General features: G+C 53.4%; 18 protein-coding genes. 11 read left to right on the top strand and 7 right to left on the bottom strand.

Annotated elements, in window-relative coordinates; genetic code table 11:
- Positions 1–34 precede the first annotated feature (34 nt).
- Both cspE and pagP read right to left on the bottom strand, forming a co-directional pair.
- On the bottom strand, positions 35–244 hold the full coding sequence (gene cspE / locus ACMGG5_RS12180; RefSeq protein ID WP_002439184.1) for a transcription antiterminator/RNA stability regulator CspE: 210 nt from the start codon (positions 242–244) through the stop codon (positions 35–37).
- A gap of 190 nt (positions 245–434) precedes the next feature.
- Positions 435–1052, bottom strand: coding sequence for a lipid IV(A) palmitoyltransferase PagP (pagP, locus tag ACMGG5_RS12175; protein WP_080350496.1), 618 nt, complete (start codon positions 1050–1052; stop codon positions 435–437).
- Between the two features lie 393 nt (positions 1053–1445).
- Here pagP and dcuC point away from each other — a divergent pair, with 393 nt between their 5' ends.
- Positions 1446–2813 (top strand): anaerobic C4-dicarboxylate transporter DcuC, encoded by a 1368-nt coding sequence (gene dcuC / locus ACMGG5_RS12170; protein ID WP_032649567.1) that lies wholly within the window; start codon positions 1446–1448, stop codon positions 2811–2813.
- Between the two features lie 94 nt (positions 2814–2907).
- Complete coding sequence (gene rna, locus ACMGG5_RS12165) at positions 2908–3717, top strand: ribonuclease I (RefSeq protein ID WP_024907007.1); 810 nt, start codon at positions 2908–2910, stop codon at positions 3715–3717.
- Here the strand turns inward: rna and ACMGG5_RS12160 are convergent.
- On the bottom strand, positions 3711–4328 hold the full coding sequence (locus tag ACMGG5_RS12160) for a flavin reductase family protein (RefSeq protein ID WP_148769598.1): 618 nt from the start codon (positions 4326–4328) through the stop codon (positions 3711–3713). The two genes, rna and ACMGG5_RS12160, sit on opposite strands and share 7 nt — an antisense overlap.
- A gap of 246 nt (positions 4329–4574) precedes the next feature.
- Here ACMGG5_RS12160 and rnk point away from each other — a divergent pair, with 246 nt between their 5' ends.
- Together rnk and yldA are read left to right on the top strand one after the other, a co-directional pair.
- A complete protein-coding gene (gene rnk / locus ACMGG5_RS12155) occupies positions 4575–4985 on the top strand; it encodes a nucleoside diphosphate kinase regulator (RefSeq protein WP_024907006.1) in 411 nt (136 codons plus the stop codon).
- Positions 4986–5124: 139 nt separating this feature from the next.
- Positions 5125–5214 (top strand): small membrane protein YldA, encoded by a 90-nt coding sequence (gene yldA / locus ACMGG5_RS12150; RefSeq protein ID WP_008501020.1) that lies wholly within the window; start codon positions 5125–5127, stop codon positions 5212–5214.
- Positions 5215–5224: 10 nt separating this feature from the next.
- Here yldA and ACMGG5_RS12145 read toward each other — a convergent pair whose 3' ends face one another.
- Entirely contained in the window at positions 5225–6463 is a 1239-nt protein-coding gene (locus ACMGG5_RS12145; protein ID WP_024907005.1) for a zinc-dependent alcohol dehydrogenase, read from the bottom strand.
- A 180-nt stretch (positions 6464–6643) separates the two neighbouring features.
- On the opposite strand from ACMGG5_RS12145, the gene uspG reads away from it, so the two are divergent.
- Positions 6644–7072, top strand: a complete 429-nt coding sequence (gene uspG / locus ACMGG5_RS12140) for a universal stress protein UspG (protein WP_023310731.1) — start codon at positions 6644–6646, stop codon at positions 7070–7072.
- A gap of 60 nt (positions 7073–7132) precedes the next feature.
- On the opposite strand, the gene ahpF is transcribed toward uspG, so the two are convergent.
- Positions 7133–8698, bottom strand: a complete 1566-nt coding sequence (gene ahpF / locus ACMGG5_RS12135) for an alkyl hydroperoxide reductase subunit F (RefSeq protein ID WP_420277919.1) — start codon at positions 8696–8698, stop codon at positions 7133–7135.
- Positions 8699–8886: 188 nt separating this feature from the next.
- Positions 8887–9450 carry an alkyl hydroperoxide reductase subunit C gene (gene ahpC / locus ACMGG5_RS12130; RefSeq protein WP_008501015.1) on the bottom strand — a complete coding sequence of 188 codons (564 nt, stop codon included), beginning with the start codon at positions 9448–9450 and terminating at the stop codon, positions 8887–8889.
- A 622-nt stretch (positions 9451–10072) separates the two neighbouring features.
- On the opposite strand from ahpC, the gene citR reads away from it, so the two are divergent.
- The 3 genes from citR (at position 10073) to ACMGG5_RS12115 (ending at position 12981) form a co-directional block, all read left to right on the top strand.
- Positions 10073–10972: a DNA-binding transcriptional repressor CitR gene (gene citR, locus ACMGG5_RS12125; protein WP_208763613.1), complete on the top strand. Its 900-nt coding sequence runs from the start codon at positions 10073–10075 to the stop codon at positions 10970–10972.
- Positions 10973–11146: 174 nt separating this feature from the next.
- Positions 11147–12370: a phosphoadenosine phosphosulfate reductase gene (locus ACMGG5_RS12120; RefSeq protein ID WP_148769594.1), complete on the top strand. Its 1224-nt coding sequence runs from the start codon at positions 11147–11149 to the stop codon at positions 12368–12370.
- On the top strand, positions 12355–12981 hold the full coding sequence (locus ACMGG5_RS12115) for an IbrB-like domain-containing protein (RefSeq protein WP_090417820.1): 627 nt from the start codon (positions 12355–12357) through the stop codon (positions 12979–12981). The genes ACMGG5_RS12120 and ACMGG5_RS12115 overlap by 16 nt, the downstream gene beginning before the upstream one ends.
- Here ACMGG5_RS12115 and ACMGG5_RS12110 read toward each other — a convergent pair whose 3' ends face one another.
- Entirely contained in the window at positions 12982–14142 is a 1161-nt protein-coding gene (locus ACMGG5_RS12110) for a pyridoxal phosphate-dependent aminotransferase (RefSeq protein WP_090417822.1), read from the bottom strand.
- A gap of 123 nt (positions 14143–14265) precedes the next feature.
- Between ACMGG5_RS12110 and ACMGG5_RS12105 the strand changes: the two genes are divergently transcribed.
- Genes ACMGG5_RS12105 through ACMGG5_RS12095 form a run of 3 tightly spaced genes read left to right on the top strand, consistent with a single transcriptional unit; the run spans position 14266 to position 16105 of the window.
- Complete coding sequence (locus ACMGG5_RS12105) at positions 14266–14880, top strand: methylthioribulose 1-phosphate dehydratase (protein ID WP_090417825.1); 615 nt, start codon at positions 14266–14268, stop codon at positions 14878–14880.
- Positions 14877–15566 carry an acireductone synthase gene (mtnC, locus tag ACMGG5_RS12100; RefSeq protein WP_024906997.1) on the top strand — a complete coding sequence of 230 codons (690 nt, stop codon included), beginning with the start codon at positions 14877–14879 and terminating at the stop codon, positions 15564–15566. The genes ACMGG5_RS12105 and mtnC overlap by 4 nt, the downstream gene beginning before the upstream one ends.
- Positions 15563–16105 carry a 1,2-dihydroxy-3-keto-5-methylthiopentene dioxygenase gene (locus ACMGG5_RS12095; protein WP_023315605.1) on the top strand — a complete coding sequence of 181 codons (543 nt, stop codon included), beginning with the start codon at positions 15563–15565 and terminating at the stop codon, positions 16103–16105. Before mtnC ends, ACMGG5_RS12095 begins: the two co-directional genes overlap by 4 nt.
- Positions 16106–16187 lie beyond the last annotated feature (82 nt).

The following is a 16187-nucleotide window of genomic DNA, read 5'->3' as shown; positions in this document are numbered from 1 at the left end:
AGCGGGTTTTGAAATTCTTGCTGACGCGTCTGAATTACAGAGCGATTACGTTAGCAGCAGAAGGGCCTTTGGCACCGTTAGTGATTTCGAACTCTACACGCTGACCTTCAGCCAGAGTTTTGAAACCATTAGACTGGATTGCAGAGAAGTGTACGAACACGTCTTTGCTGCCATCTTCAGGAGTAATGAAACCGAATCCTTTGGACTCATTAAACCACTTAACGTTACCTTTAATCTTAGACATCAAAATTACCTTTACATTAAAAAACGACACAAATGCTGTGTCGGTTACCAGTACATCAATTGTGGGACCTTTTGTCCAGCGGATCTTTGATAAAAAGTGACTAAAGTCGCGTTAATTTTCACTGGCAGATTTTTATCGTTTATGAATCAACGCCTGCGCGTTTTTTCACCGCAATGTAACGTTTTGTCAGTTAAAACTGAAAACGCATCCAGGCGAAGTAAACGTTTCCGTTGTTGTACGTACCCGGGATGTAGGTCATCTGGAACGTTGCGGGGCCATAGCCAATAGAGGCCAAAGGCAGCAGCACCGGGATCGGGATGTAGTTCCAGTTGTCACGTGCAGTGACCCCGGCGGTATAGCCCAAACCGACGTGGAAGTTCTCGTCCGCTAGCGGACGCCAGGTTTTCTCCCAACCATACCCCCCAATCGGCTCCCATTTATTAAACGAGTCTTTGAAGGCCATCAGATAGATGCCATGCCAGTTTCCCTTTTCGTCCCAGCGAGACTGACCAAAACCCGCGCCCCACGGACGCTCGTTGTATTTATCGGTTTTCTCTTTGTCATAAGCAAAACGCGCATGCCACGTTATTGCCGGAACATAGAGATCATAATGTTCAGGAGCCGTCCAGGTCTGGGAAACATTATCCGTAAAGGTGGAGAACCAGCCTTTGTCCGTCGCGTTGCCTTCTGCCTGTGCAACAGAAGAAAACGTTAACTGCCCAAAAATAAACAACAAAACAGAGAAAAATGTATTACGTACGATCACAATGCAATTACCATTCTTAGTATTCGAGGCAAAGTTTACCATAAAATAGTTGAATCAAGGCTTAACGGCATCGGCGTTATTCCTAATTATTCGGCCATTTTCCGGGAATATTCTTAAAGAAATCGGGGGATATGCTCAAATAAGCCTACAAGAGGTGTGACTTTTTCCATTTAGCGTTCGTAATCAGTGACATGCAAAACCGCACAAAACATTAACAATTTGTTATCATTATTGGGACACATTGCGCCATTTCTGATGGTCAAGACCCTCATGGTATAAATGTATGGGCCATGGCAAAAACACGCTTGTTCTGTTCTCTAGTCGTCTGTTTATTGATTTTAATCAGCAAGAACAGGCCAATTATTCGGCACATTTCCATCCTTCTTTTTTTATTGATTTTTTGTGCTCCACTGCAGCAGAGATACAGGGGAAATCATGCTTACGTTATTCGAGCTCCTTATTGGAGTCGTCGTCATTGTCGGCGTCGCGCGCTACATCATTAAAGGCTACTCGGCCACGGGCGTATTATTTGTTGGCGGTTTAACGCTGTTGATTATCAGCGCACTGATGGGGCACCAGGTGTTACCTGCCAGCGCCACGAGCACCGGTTACACCGCTACAGATATTGTTGAATACATTAAAATATTGCTCATGAGCCGCGGCGGCGATCTGGGCATGATGATCATGATGCTGTGTGGTTTTGCGGCCTACATGACCCACATCGGCGCCAACGACATGGTCGTTAAACTTGCCTCCAAACCCCTGCAGTACATTAACTCGCCGTATCTGCTGATGGTCGCCGCCTATTTCCTCGCCTGCCTGATGTCGCTGGCCGTTTCGTCGGCTACCGGACTTGGCGTACTGCTGATGGCCACGCTGTTCCCGGTCATGGTGAACGTCGGTATCAGCCGCGGCGCGGCAGCAGCCATTTGCGCGTCTCCGGCAGCGATTATTCTTTCCCCTACCTCCGGCGACGTCGTGCTGGCGGCAAAGGCAGCGGAGATGTCGCTCATCGACTTCGCCTTTAAAACCACGCTGCCGATCTCCATTGTTGCCATTGTCGGCATGGGTATCGCGCATTTCTTCTGGCAGCGCTATCTCGATAAGAAAGAAAACATCAGCCATGAAATGATGGACGTGAGTGAAATCACCACTACCGCTCCCGCGTTTTATGCCATTCTGCCCTTCACGCCGATTATCGGGGTGCTGATTTTTGACGGCAAATGGGGTCCGCAGCTGCACATCATCACCATTCTGGTTATCTGCATGCTGCTGGCTGCCGTGCTGGAATTTGTGCGTGGTTTTAACACGCAAAAGGTGTTCTCGGGTCTGGAAGTTGCCTATCGCGGTATGGCGGATGCCTTCGCTGGCGTGGTGATGCTGCTGGTGGCAGCGGGCGTTTTTGCCCAGGGTCTGAGCACCATCGGCTTTATCCAGAGCCTGATCTCGATCGCCACCTCGTTCGGATCGGCCAGTATTATCCTGATGCTGGTTCTGGTGGTGCTCACCATGCTGGCGGCGATGACCACGGGTTCCGGTAATGCGCCTTTCTACGCTTTCGTTGAGATGATCCCGAAACTGGCTCACTCCTCTGGTATTAACCCGGCCTATCTCTCCATACCCATGCTGCAAGCGTCAAACCTGGGCCGTACCATCTCCCCGGTATCAGGCGTGGTTGTCGCCGTTGCCGGGATGGCGAAAATCTCACCATTCGAAGTGGTAAAACGTACCTCAGTGCCCGTTATGGTTGGCCTGATTATCGTGATTATCGCCACGGAAGTGCTGGTTCCCGGCGCGGCCTAAGCGAAATTAGGGATATCCAAAAAGCGCCTGCGGGCGCTTTTTATGCTTTAATAACCCTCAGAAATTAATCACGCTCATTCGATCAGGAAATCATATGTTCAGGAAGGATATCGTCATCCCGTCTGGCGCAATGGCGCTTGCACTCTGTATCTTCTCCGCACAGGCGGAACCGCTGAAGGCAACCCAATATGGCGATTTCGATCGCTATGTGCTGGCTTTGTCCTGGCAAACCGGGTTTTGTCAGAGCATGGTTGAGCGCAACCGTAATGAACCTGACGAATGTCGCCTGCAAAAAGAGCGCGAGAATAAAGCCGATTTTCTGACCGTGCACGGGTTATGGCCCGGCCTGCCGAAATCTATTGCCGCACGCGGCGTGGATGACCGTCGATGGATGCGTTTTGGCTGCGCCACACGCCCCATTCCGAACATGCCGGAAGTGAAGGCCAGCCGCAAATGCGATGCCGCCGAAACCGGACTGTCGCTTTCCGCTGCCGCAAAGCTCAATGACGTGATGCCGGGCGCGGGCGGGAATTCCTGCCTGGAACGCTACGAATATGCCAAACATGGCGTCTGCTTTGGTTTTGACCCGGATGCCTATTTCGGCACGATGGTACGGATGAATCAGGAGGTTAAAAACAGTGCGGTCGGAAAATTCCTCGCCGATAACTACGGGAAATCCGTCAACCGTAGTGATTTTGATAGTGCCGTGGCCAAAAGCTGGGGCAACGAGAACGTCAAAGCGTTCAAGCTGACCTGCAACGGCAATCCGGCGTATCTCACCGAGATGCAGATTTCGCTGAAGGCAAACGCCATTAACAACCCGCTTTCTGCGACCTCATTTGCCCCGCAGCCACATCCGGGTAACTGCGGAAACCAATTCGTGATTGATAAAGCCGGCTACTGATCCGCGCCCGGGCGCACCATATCAAACCGGTTTTCATCGCTGATGCCATAGTACGCCGTCGGCCCACCCGCACGCAGGATGGGCTGCGCTTTCGCCGTCTGGTATATCCCCTCTTCCAGCAGCGTTTCGGCAATATGGATACCGACCACCTCCCCCAACACCAGCCACGTCTCCACCGGCGTACCGTCGGCACCGGTCAGCTGAATGCACTGCGACAGTCGACACTCAAAATTCACCGGGCTTTCTGCAACGCGTGGGGCGTTAACCAGCTGGCTGGCCGCTGGCGTTAGTCCGGCAAAGCTAAATTCATCCCGGTCGTGGGGAAGCATCGCGGAGGTTTGGTTCATCGCTTGCGCGAGATCGCGCGTCGCCAGATTCCAGACAAACTCTTTTGTCTCAGTAATATTACGCACGCTGTCCTTCCAGCCGTTGCTGGAAAAGCCGATGATCGGTGGGCGATAGTTAAAGCAGTTAAAGAAGCTATACGGCGCAAGGTTCAGCTGACCGGCCTTATCGCATGAGGAGATCCAGCCGATCGGACGTGGGCCAATAATGGCGTTCAGCGGGTCATGCGGCAGGCCGTGCCCCTGAGACGGTTGATAGAAGTACATAGTGCTCTCTCGTTGGCGGGCAACGCCCGGATTCAGGACACTCAGCGTAACGTATTCCGCCAGGAATGAAGACTGAATAAATTTCAGCGAAAATTCATATGGACCATGAATGTGACTTTCATCACTTCAAACTTGCGCGCTCAGCCAGTATCATCGGGAGAGTTAAACCCTCGCTGCCAGACGGCGAGGGTTTTCTTTTGGATCAGTTTCTGCGTTAGACGCAGCATTAACGACATGGAGTAAAAAATGTCCAGACCTACCATTATCATCAATGAGCTCGACGCAGAACGTATCGACAGGCTGCTGGAAAAAGCAGAATTTGCCTCGCTCCCCGTGGCCGACGCCCTGAATGAAGAACTCGACCGGGCACAGATGTGCACGCCTGAGACGATGCCGCATGACGTAGTCACCATGAACAGCCAGGTGAAATTCCGCAATCTGACCACCGGTGAAGAGCTGACCCGCACGCTGGTTTACCCGGCGCAGATGACCGACAGCAGCGCACAGCTTTCTGTGCTTGCGCCTGTGGGTGCCGCACTGCTGGGACTGCGTACGGGGGATACGATCCACTGGGAATTGCCGGGCGGCGCTTCAACCCATCTGGAAGTGCTGGAGCTGCTCTACCAGCCAGAAGCCGCAGGCGATTACCTGCGTTAATCTCTTCTGAATAAGCGCCTATCCGCTTTGCACAGAGGATGCCGCCGCATCCTCTTTCCGCAAATTCACACGATTTTCCTATACCGCGCAAAATGGCCTTAATCCACGCTTAATCTGTTTTGGTGCCGCGGGGACGGTCATGAGTGAGATAGGCGTTATCACACTTATCTTTCTGATTTTTGTGGCGATTATCGTCACGGCAGTGCTCTATCTTGAACGCCACTGGTAAGCGAACATTCTCAAGCCACCCCACCCGGGAAGGCATTCACCAGGCCCTTAACGGTCTGCTCTGCGGCTTCGGGGGTCTCTGCGCCCGGGACCAGAATCACCTTCCGGCACTCCTCCTCCCGTTTTTCGAAAATCTTATAGGCGCGTTCCGCATCCGCAAGGGGGAGATAATGGGTCACGATCTCTTCCGGCGTAAGCAGCCCTTTTTCGATCAGCGGTAACAGTTCACCCAGCCAGGCATGGACGTGCGTCTGACCCATCTTAAACGTCAGCCCCTTATCAAAGGCATCGCCAAACAGGAATCCATGGATAAACCCGGCGTACACGCCGGGTACGCTAACTACCCCACCGCGCCGCACGGCAGCAATGCATTGACGCAACGCTTTGCCGCTGCTGCCTTCAATTTTTAGATTGCTGAGGATCGTTTCCGTGGTGCTGCCTTTCGCTTCAAACCCGACCGCATCAATCACGGCGTCAACGCCGCGCTGGCCCGCGGTCTGCTCGATGATTTTTTCCGCGGCGTCGTTGTCATCATCAAAGTTGATGGGAATTGCGCCGTATCGTGCCTCGGCAAATCGCAACCGGTACGGGTGGTGATCGATAACAAAGATCTGCTCAGCCCCCAGCAGCCGTGCGCAGGCAATGGTCAGTAGCCCCACCGGCCCGGCGCCGAAAACGGCTACGCTTGAACCTTTTGCAATCTGCGCATTTTTTGCCGCCTGCCAGGCCGTGGGCAAAATGTCGGAAAGGAAAAGTGCTTTATCATCAGAAAGAAGCTGCGGGACTTTAAACGGCCCGACGTTCCCCTTCGGCACGCGAACGTATTCCGCCTGTCCCCCCGGCACACCGCCGTAGAGGTGGCTATAGCCAAACAGCGCGGCCGGCGCGGGGATTTGCTTTTTGTTCAGCGCGGCGCCCTGCCCGGCATTGGTATTCTCACAGGCCGCGTATTGCTGCAGACGACAGAAGAAACAATCCCCGCATGCGATGACAAAGGGGATCACCACGCGATCGCCTTTTTGCAAATTCTTTACCTCTGCACCGCACTCGACGATTTCCCCCATAAACTCATGGCCAAAAATATCGCCGTGCTGCACCTTCGGGATCTTTCCGCGATAGAGATGCAAATCGGAGCCGCAGATCGCCGTGGCCGTGACGCGCAGAATGATATCGTCGGGCTGTTCGATGATGGGGTCAGGGACATTCTCGACGCGAACATGGTGTGGACCGTGATACGTAAGTGCTTTCATGCGACCTCCGAAAGGTTCCAGGTAAGTCTATAAGGGTAGCTACCCCTGAAGGTCTGCCCCGTAATACGGTTCTTTTGAGATTTATCCTGGCGAGATAAGAAAACTGACGGGGCGCTTACAGAAACCATTAATATTTTGTGGTTGAATGAGTACAGCGTTTATAAACAAGGAGAAACGGGTATGTATCAGAGAATCATTATGCCGGTTGATGTTTTTGAGATGGAGTTGAGCGACAAGGCCGTACGCCACGCGGAGTTCCTGGCGCAGCAGGACGGGGTCATCCATCTGTTGCACGTGCTCCCGGGCTCCGCCAGCCTGAGCCTGCACCGCTTTGCTGCCGATGTGCGCCGCTTCGAAGAGCATCTGCAGCACGAGGCGGAAACGCGCCTGCAAACCATGGTCAGCCACTTCAGCATCGACCCTTCACGGATCAAAACGCACGTCAGATTCGGCAGCGTACGTGATGCGGTAAATGAACTGGCGAACGAGCTGAAAGCAGACGTGGTGGTCATCGGTTCGCGCAACCCTTCCATTACTACGCATCTGCTGGGATCTAACGCCTCCAGCGTGATCCGCCACACGCATATACCGGTGATGGTCGTCAGATAAAAAAAGAGGCCACCTTTCGGTGGCCTCTCGCTATTGCAGGTGTAGCCTTACTTTCTTTTCTTATGCGGTTTTGGTGCGGATCAGGTAGTCAAACGCGCTGAGAGACGCCTTCGCCCCTTCACCCGTGGCGATAATGATCTGTTTGTACGGCACGGTGGTGCAGTCGCCCGCCGCAAACACGCCCTTCACGCTGGTTTCACACTTCGCATCGATGATGATTTCGCCCATGCGGTTGCGCTCAATCGCGCCTTCCAGCCAGGTGGTGTTTGGCAGCAGACCAATCTGCACGAAGATCCCTGAAAGCTGAACGCTGTGCACGTCGCCGCTCACGCGGTCGCGGTATTCCAGACCGGTCACCTTGCTGCCGTCGCCCTTCACTTCCGTGGTCTGCGCGTTCAGTATGATGTCGACGTTTTTCAGGCTGCGAACTTTGTCCTGCAGAACCTGGTCGGCCTTCATCTCTGGTGCGAACTCCAGAAGGGTGACGTGTTCAACAATCCCCGCCAGGTCGATAGCCGCTTCCACGCCGGAGTTACCGCCGCCGATCACCGCCACGCGTTTACCTTTAAACAGCGGGCCGTCGCAGTGCGGGCAGTAGGTCACGCCTTTGGTGCGATACTGATCTTCACCCGGGACGTTCATGTTGCGCCATTTCGCACCGGTGGCAATGATGATGCTGCGTGCTTTCAACACCGCGCCGGAGGCGGTTTCAATGTGGTGTAAACCACCCTCAACCGCAGCAGGTACCAGCCTACTGGCGCTCTGGCTGTCGATCACGTCCACGTCGTAGTCGCTGACGTGCGCCTTCAGCGCCCCCGCCAGCTTCTGACCTTCGGTTTTCGGCACGGAGATATAGTTTTCAATGTCCACGGTATCCAGTACCTGGCCACCGAAGCGCTCGCCCATCAGGCCAGTGCGGATCCCTTTACGCGCGGAGTACACTGCCGCCGCCGCGCCCGCCGGACCGGAACCGACGATCAGCACGTCGTAGGCATCACGTTTGTTCAGTGCTTCCGCCACACGTTTTTCGGCGCCGGTATCCACTTTGGCAACGATTTCCGTCAGCGTCATACGACCCTGACCGAATTCCTGACCGTTCAGATACACCGCCGGAACGCCCATCACGTTGCGATCGGTGATTTCATTCTGGAAGGTACCGCCGTCAATTGCCGTGTGCTTGATGCGCGGGTTGAGGACCGACATCAGGTTCAGCGCCTGCACCACGTCCGGACAGTTGTGGCAGGAGAGTGAATAATAGGTTTCAAACTCAAAATCGCCGTCGATATCGCGGATCTGCTCCAGCAGCGCCTGCGCCTCTTTCGACGGATGACCACCGGTCCACAGCAGCGCCAGCACCAGCGAGGTAAATTCGTGACCCAGCGGCGAGCCGGCAAAGCGCGGCCCCAGCTCAGAGCCTGGGTTCGTAATCAGGAAAGAAGGCTTACGGACGTTAAGCGAATTATCTTCTTTGAAGGTCACTTTTGGCGACAGTTCGGCGATCTCAACCAGCAGTTCCTTGATCTCTGCCGATTTCGCGCTGTCGTCCAGCGTGGCAATCAGCTCAACGGGTTTGGTCAGTTTCTCAAGATAGGCCTTGAGCTGGGTTTTCATATTAGTGTCGAGCATTATTCTTCCCTCTCTTAAAACGTCATCATGCAAGCTGCCTTTAACGGGCGGCCTGAATGCAACTTGCATCATGGTGCTGGAATGAAATGGGCGCGGGGGGCGCCCATTGATTGCCGGGTGGCACTTCGTTTACCCGGCCTACGATACTGTAGGCCTGTGCAAGCGCAGCCCCGCCAGGCTTTACAGACTTAGATCTTGCCGACCAGGTCTAAGGATGGAGCGAGAGTCGCTTCGCCTTCTTTCCATTTCGCCGGGCACACTTCGCCTGGGTGAGAAGCCACGTACTGCGCTGCTTTCACTTTACGCAGCAGGTCAGACGCATCACGGCCGATACCTTCAGCGGTAACTTCGATAGCCTGGATAATACCCTGCGGGTCAACAACGAAGGTGGCGCGGTCAGCCAGGCCTTCATCTTCACGCATGTTGTCGAAGTTACGGGTCAGGGCGCCAGTCGGGTCGCCGATCATCGCATATTTGATTTTTGCAATGGTTTCAGAGCTGCTGTGCCATGCTTTGTGGGTGAAGTGGGTATCGGTAGACACAGAGTAAACGTCTACGCCCAGCTTCTGCAGTTCGTCATAATGGTCAGCCACGTCGCCCAGTTCGGTCGGGCAAACGAAGGTGAAGTCAGCCGGATAGAAGAAGAAGACGCTCCAGCGACCTTCGGTATCTTTCTCGGTTACTTCGATGAACTCACCGTTTTTGAACGCCTGGTTTTTGAAAGGTTTAATTTTAGTGTTAATCAAAGACATCTGTACTTCCTCCGTGTTTTCGTTGAGATGTAAGGTAACCAACTTTATCCATCGGGGCTAATGCGTATGCTTTATCAAATCAATCAGCCAAACCTTACAACGTCGACAAGACAACAAGGTGAACCTTTTACAGGAAAGCCTGAAAGTAAAAAGGCCGCCTCAACGGGCGGCCCTGATACCTGAATTCCCCGCAGGTACATTCAGTGCCAGCCGAAGCTGGCGTTGCGTTGCGCTCTACAACCCTTTATATCAAGGGGTAACAGCCCTTTGATTACACCACCCGTTCAGGGATTGGGCAATCCATAAGAGAGGTATTCCTGCCTATGGCTGCGATAGGTTTTGCCAAACATCATTTCGGGACGTTATAAATTTATTTTCATTATAAAAATACCTCAATATATAAATGACAATTGTTATTTAAAATGCTCATTGAAACATCTGAGATAAAATTACCTTCATATTCCTTGAAGCACTATTTCAATAATCTGGCGTCGTGATATATTAAGGTGAATTTAATTTAAATTTAAGAGGGTTAATCGAAAGGATTGTAAATGGTTAACTTCAAACTATAGTTATCAGTGATGTGATAACCACAGCAAACACAGCATCCTCAGGACGAAACATGGCAAACCTCTACGACCTTAAAAAATTCGATCTTAATCTGTTAGTCATTTTCGAGTGCATTTACCAACATCTTAGTATCAGTAAAGCCGCCGAGACGCTGTATATCACACCCTCTGCCGTGAGTCAGTCACTGCAACGCCTGCGAGGACAACTCAACGATCCTCTGTTTATCCGTTCCGGTAAAGGGATCACGCCCACGACCGTCGGCGTCAATTTGCATCATCATCTGGAACAGAACCTGAACCAGCTTGAGCAGACTATCAATATCATGCACAGCAGCGGGTTGAAGAAGAATTTTGTCATTTACTGCCCGCAGTTTATGAGCACCAAAACGATGCTTGAGCCAATGAAACTGCTCATGAACAAGTATAACTATTCGATTGAATTACATGATGTTTTTCTTGCCCCTGATTCAGCAGAAGATCTCCTGGCTTACCGAAAAGCCGACCTGATATTTTCTTTTTCCTCCTCAAGCAGCCGCTCAATTGCCTCCAGCCTTTTCCATAAGCTGCCTTTTGTGCTCGTTTGCCGGAATGATCATCCCCGCTTGAGCGGAAATCCCACGCGTGAAGAGATTCTGAATGAACATTTCACCGCCTACCTGAGCGATGAGAACAGCGTCAAAGACTACCAGGAAAAAGCCGAGAGCCTGTTAACCGAAAGAAATATCGTTTATCGAAGCGACTCTTTTATATCCCTTCTGTCGGTGATCAGTTCATCCGACCTCATAGGGTTAGCGCCCACGCCGGCCTTTGAACAATATGGTCCAGCGCTTAACCTGCGCAAAGTAGAGACAGACATTCAATTTCCCAGCATTGATATTTACATGATGTATAATCGCTCCGCACTGAATAGCTCAGCATTCGCGAGTTTTATTGAAGAAATAACTTTACCGTGAGATGTTAGCGTGGTTTTCACACAGGATGGGAACCACCTTTTCCAGAAACATACACCATCGTTATATAAACATTCAGCATTAACTTTATACACATCATAAATTATTGACTGATATCATTCTCACTCTAGTATTGACACTAACGTCTGGTATTTATTCCTCAGGATGAGAACAAATATGTCAATTTATAAGTATCCTCTTAATCAGGATGTTCTTTCTGCGGCTCGGGAACGAATAAAATGGACTCTCGAAAATTTACCGAGGATCTGTGTCTCTTTTTCAGGAGGTAAAGACTCCACCACTATGCTGCACCTGGTTGCCCGGCAGGCGCGACAGATGAATATTAAAATAGACGTTCTCTTTATCGACTGGGAAGCGCAGTTTAGCCATACCATCACCCATGTTGAACGTATGCGCGAGTTATACAGCGATATCATCGGCCATTTCTGGTGGGTCGCGCTTCCCCTGACAACGCAAAATTCTCTGTCGCAATTTCAGCCGGAATGGCAATGCTGGGAACCCGGCACCCGATGGGTCCGCCAGCCCCCTGACGGTGCGATAACCGATCCCGCTTTTTTTCCCTTCTACCAGCCCGGCATGACGTTTGAAACTTTTGTTCGCAGCTTCTCCGACTGGTTCTCTCACAATCGCCCGGCGGCGGTGATGATTGGCATCCGCGCCGATGAATCTTACAACCGTTTTCTGGCTATCGCGTCGGCGCGTAAGCAGCGGTTTGCCGATGATAAACCCTGGACGACCGTCGCCCCTGGGGGGCATGCCTGGTATGTTTATCCCCTCTACGACTGGAAAACCGCCGATATCTGGACCTGGTTTGCCAAATCGGGATGTTGCTATAACCCACTCTATGACCTGATGTTCCAGGCTGGCGTGCCGCCCCGCTATATGCGTATTTGTGAGCCCTTTGGTCCGGAGCAGCGTCAGGGATTATGGCTCTACCATGTTGTTGAGCCCGATCGCTGGGCGGCCATGTGCGAGCGCGTGAGCGGCGTGCGCAGCGGAGGAATTTACGCCGGGCACGATAACCACTTTTATGGTCACCGGAAAATCCTGAAACCCGATCACCTCTGCTGGCGCGAATATGCCCTGCTGCTGCTCGACAGCATGCCGCAAAATACGGCTGAGCATTACCGCAATAAAATCGCCATTTATCTGCGCTGGTATCAGAAGAAGGGCATCGAGGATATTCCCGACACCCAGGACGGTGATATTGGTGCCAAAGACATTCCCTCATGGCGCCGCATTTGCAAGGTTATCCTTAATAACGACTACTGGTGCAGAGCGCTGTCGTTCAGCCCAAATAAACCCAAACATTATCAGCGCTACAGTGAAAGAGTGAAGGCGAAACGCAAGGAGTGGGGCATATTATGCGACAACGATTAATCACCGAGATCGAAACGTACCTTCAGTCTCTTCCCGAAGAGGATCGGATTAACGCCATCAATGCTTTTCGTGAAGCGATCCATCGACACAGTCCTTTTCGTGAGCAACCGATAGACTGCGTGCTTTGGATCAAACAGGACGCGATTACCGCTAACGACTACAACCCCAATAACGTCGCCCCTCCAGAAAAACGGCTGCTCAGCAAGTCGCTGGAACTCGATGGATTCACCCAACCTATTGTCGTGACGGAAAGTGAACCGCAACATTACGAAATTGTGGATGGTTTCCACCGCCATGAAATCGGCAAAACTCGGGCGGCGTTGAAGCGTCAGCTCAGGGGATATCTCCCCGTCACCTGCCTGCGCCAGGATCGACAGGAAAAGCATGACCGTATGGCCGCCACGATCCGTCACAACCGGGCGCGGGGTCGGCACCAGATTAACGCCATGTCGGATATCGTGCGCGAACTGGCACAGCTCGGCTGGAACGATGAGCGAATTGGCAAAGAGCTGGGGATGGACAGCGACGAGGTTCTGCGTCTCAAGCAAATCAACGGTCTGCTGATGCTGTTTGCAGACCGTCGCTATTCCGAAGCCTGGACGGTGAAATAATCAGAGCGTGTTCAAACGCTCTGCCGCCGCCAGCAGCGTCGATTCCTGCTTCGCAAAGCAAAGGCGGATCAGCTTATGCGGGAAGGGATCGGCGCAGAACACCGACAGCGGAATGGCGGCCACCCCCACCTCTTTTGTCAACCACTGGCAAAAGCTGACGTCGTCCAGATCGGAAATCGCGCTGTAGTCCGCGAGCAGGAAGTAGGTTCCTTCAGACGGCAAAATTTCCAGGCGGCTTTTACTTAACGCAGCCACAAACAGATCCCGACGTTCACGATAGAAGTGCGGCAGCTCGCGGTAATGCTCGGGCTCCGCGCGCAGCATATCCGCCAGCGCCAGCTGAGCCGGCGTGTTTACGGCAAACGTCAGGTACTGATGCACCTTGCGCAGCTCAGCGCTAATGGCGGCCGGTGCGACGCAGTAACCCACTTTCCAGCCGGTCATATGGTAGGTCTTACCGAACGACGAGACGGCGATAGCGCGCTCGCGAAGCTGCGGATGGGCCAGCACGCTGGCGTGTCCCTCTTCTGCAAAGCAGATGTGCTCGTAAACTTCATCGCTCAGCACGTAGATTTCACGTTCGGCAATCGCCTGCCACAGCGCGGCGAAGTCCGTTTTCTGCCACACCGTCGCCGACGGATTGTGCGGGGTATTCAGGATCACCAGCCGGGTTTTGTCGCTCAGCAGCGCAGCAAACGCCTGCCAGTCGGGGCGGAAATGCGGTGGCTGTAACGCCACGCGTTTCACCACGCCGCCGGAGAGTTCAACCGCAGGCGCATAGCTGTCGTAGCTCGGGTCAAAGCAGATGACTTCATCGCCCGCCCGCACCAGGGCGGTGATGGCCGCATACAGCGCTTCGGTCGCCCCTGCCGTCACCGTAATGTCGCTGTTCGCATCGGGCCTATGGCCATACAGCTCAGCCGTTTTATCCGCAATGGCTTCCCGCAGCGCCTGCACGCCCGTCATTGGCGCATACTGATTCGCCCCCTGCGCCACGTGGTACGCCAGACGCTCCTGCAGATAGGTCGGCCCGTCGAAATCCGGAAATCCCTGAGAAAGGTTAATGGCGTTGTGCTGCTGCGCCAGGGCGCTCATCTGCGTAAAGATGGTGGTACCGAGATTGGGAAGTTTACTTTGCGGAATCAATGCGTTAATGCTCATTGTGTTGTGCCTGCTTGTAATACTTATGTTGCTGCCACTATAACACGATGTTAGTCTTTGGCAATCAAGACGCTTAGACGTCTAAACAATATGAATATTCCTGTCCGAGAGGGTAAAAGGAAAATGACAGACAACCTGCAACTCACGCATCTGGTCGACGCCTGCCGCTGGATTGGCGCCAAAGGCTGGGCACCCGCCACCGGGGGCAATATGTCAGTGCGTCAGGACGAACGCCTCTGCTGGCTCAGCGAATCGGGCAAAGACAAAGGCAGCCTGACGACGGAGGATTTTCTCCAGGTGGAGATCGCCACCAACCGCGCGCCGTCTGGCCGCAGACCGTCGGCGGAGACCGGGCTGCACACCCTTATCTATCGTCTGTTTCCTGAGGCCAACGCAGTCCTGCACGTTCATACGGTCAACGCCACGGTGCTCTCGCGTCTGGTCAAAGAAGCCGAGCTCAACATCAGCGGCTTTGAGATGCAAAAATCCCTCACCGGGCAGAGCACGCATCTGGATACGGTGGCTATCCCGGTCTTCGATAACGACCAGGACATTGACGCCCTCGCCTCGCGAATCGCCCATTACGCGCAGGAACGCCCGCTTAATTATGGTTTTCTTCTGCGCGGCCATGGCTTAACCTGCTGGGGACGCGATGTGGCCGAAGCCCGCCGTCATCTGGAAGGACTGGAATTCCTGTTTGAATGTGAAATGCGTTTACGACAACTGGAGAGAGTATGATTCGCGCGATTGTGACGGATATTGAAGGCACCACCAGCGATATTCGTTTTGTCCATGATGTTTTGTTCCCCTACGCGCGTGAGCGGCTGGCGGCCTTCGTGACCGCGCAGCAGTACGCCGAGCCGGTCACATCCATTCTGGACAACCTGCGTGATGAAATCGGTAATCCGCACGCCAGCGTCAGCGAGCTTATCGACGCCCTGTTTGCCTTTATGGATGAAGACCGCAAATCTACTGCGCTAAAAGCGCTGCAGGGGATCATCTGGCACGACGGCTACGTCAACGGCGACTTTACCGGCCATCTCTACCCGGACGTGCTGCCCGCGCTGGAAAAATGGAAAGCGCAAGGGATTGATCTCTATGTTTATTCCTCTGGCTCCGTTGCTGCGCAGAAACTGTTATTTGGCTACAGCGACGAAGGTGATATTACTCATCTGTTCAGCGGCTATTTCGACACCCACATCGGCGCCAAGCGCGAGGTGCAGTCGTATCAGAACATTGCGGCGCAAACGGGCATCGCCCCGTCGCAGATCCTGTTCCTCTCCGATATTCATCAGGAGCTGGACGCGGCTGAACAGGCAGGTTTTCGTACCCTGCAGCTGATTCGCGGTGATGATGACGGCGCAAGCCACCACCATCAGGTCCACCAGTTTGACGAGATTAACCCGGAGCAGATCCCTTCATGAGCGCATTGACCATTTATTCCGATAAAGACGCCAGTCAACACCAGTGGCACAGTACCGACGCCGCCGAGATTGCCCAACAGCTCAACGCGAAAGGCGTGCGGTTTGAACGCTGGGCGGCGGATCGCGATTTAGGACACGATCCCGCGCCTGAAGCCGTGATCGCGGCGTATCAACATGCGATCGACAAACTGGTCGCAGAGAAGGGTTACCAGAGCTGGGACGTGATCAGCCTGCGTGCCGACAATCCGCAGAAAGAGGCGCTGCGCGCGAAGTTCCTGAACGAACACACCCACGGTGAAGACGAAGTACGCTTTTTCGTGGAAGGCGCGGGCTTGTTCTGCCTGCACATTGGCGATGAGGTGTATCAGGTACTGTGCGAGAAAAACGACCTGATTTCCGTTCCTGCGGGCACGCCGCACTGGTTTGATATGGGCTCAGAGCCGAACTTTACGGCGATTCGTATTTTCGACAATCCGGAAGGCTGGGTGGCCCAGTTTACGGGTGATGCGATCGCGGACGCGTATCCACGGCTGGCATAGGTAAAAGCAAAACGGCAGCTATAGCTGCCGTTTTTAGTGTTTGCTCCCTCTCCCTGTGGGAGAGGGTCGGGGTGAGGGCATC

It is taken from the genome of Enterobacter sp. BNK-34, from assembly GCF_048684445.1.
Lineage (GTDB): Bacteria > Pseudomonadota > Gammaproteobacteria > Enterobacterales > Enterobacteriaceae > Enterobacter > Enterobacter pseudoroggenkampii.
Note: the sequence above shows the minus strand (reverse complement) of the source record. Positions and strands in the feature narration are given on the sequence as shown.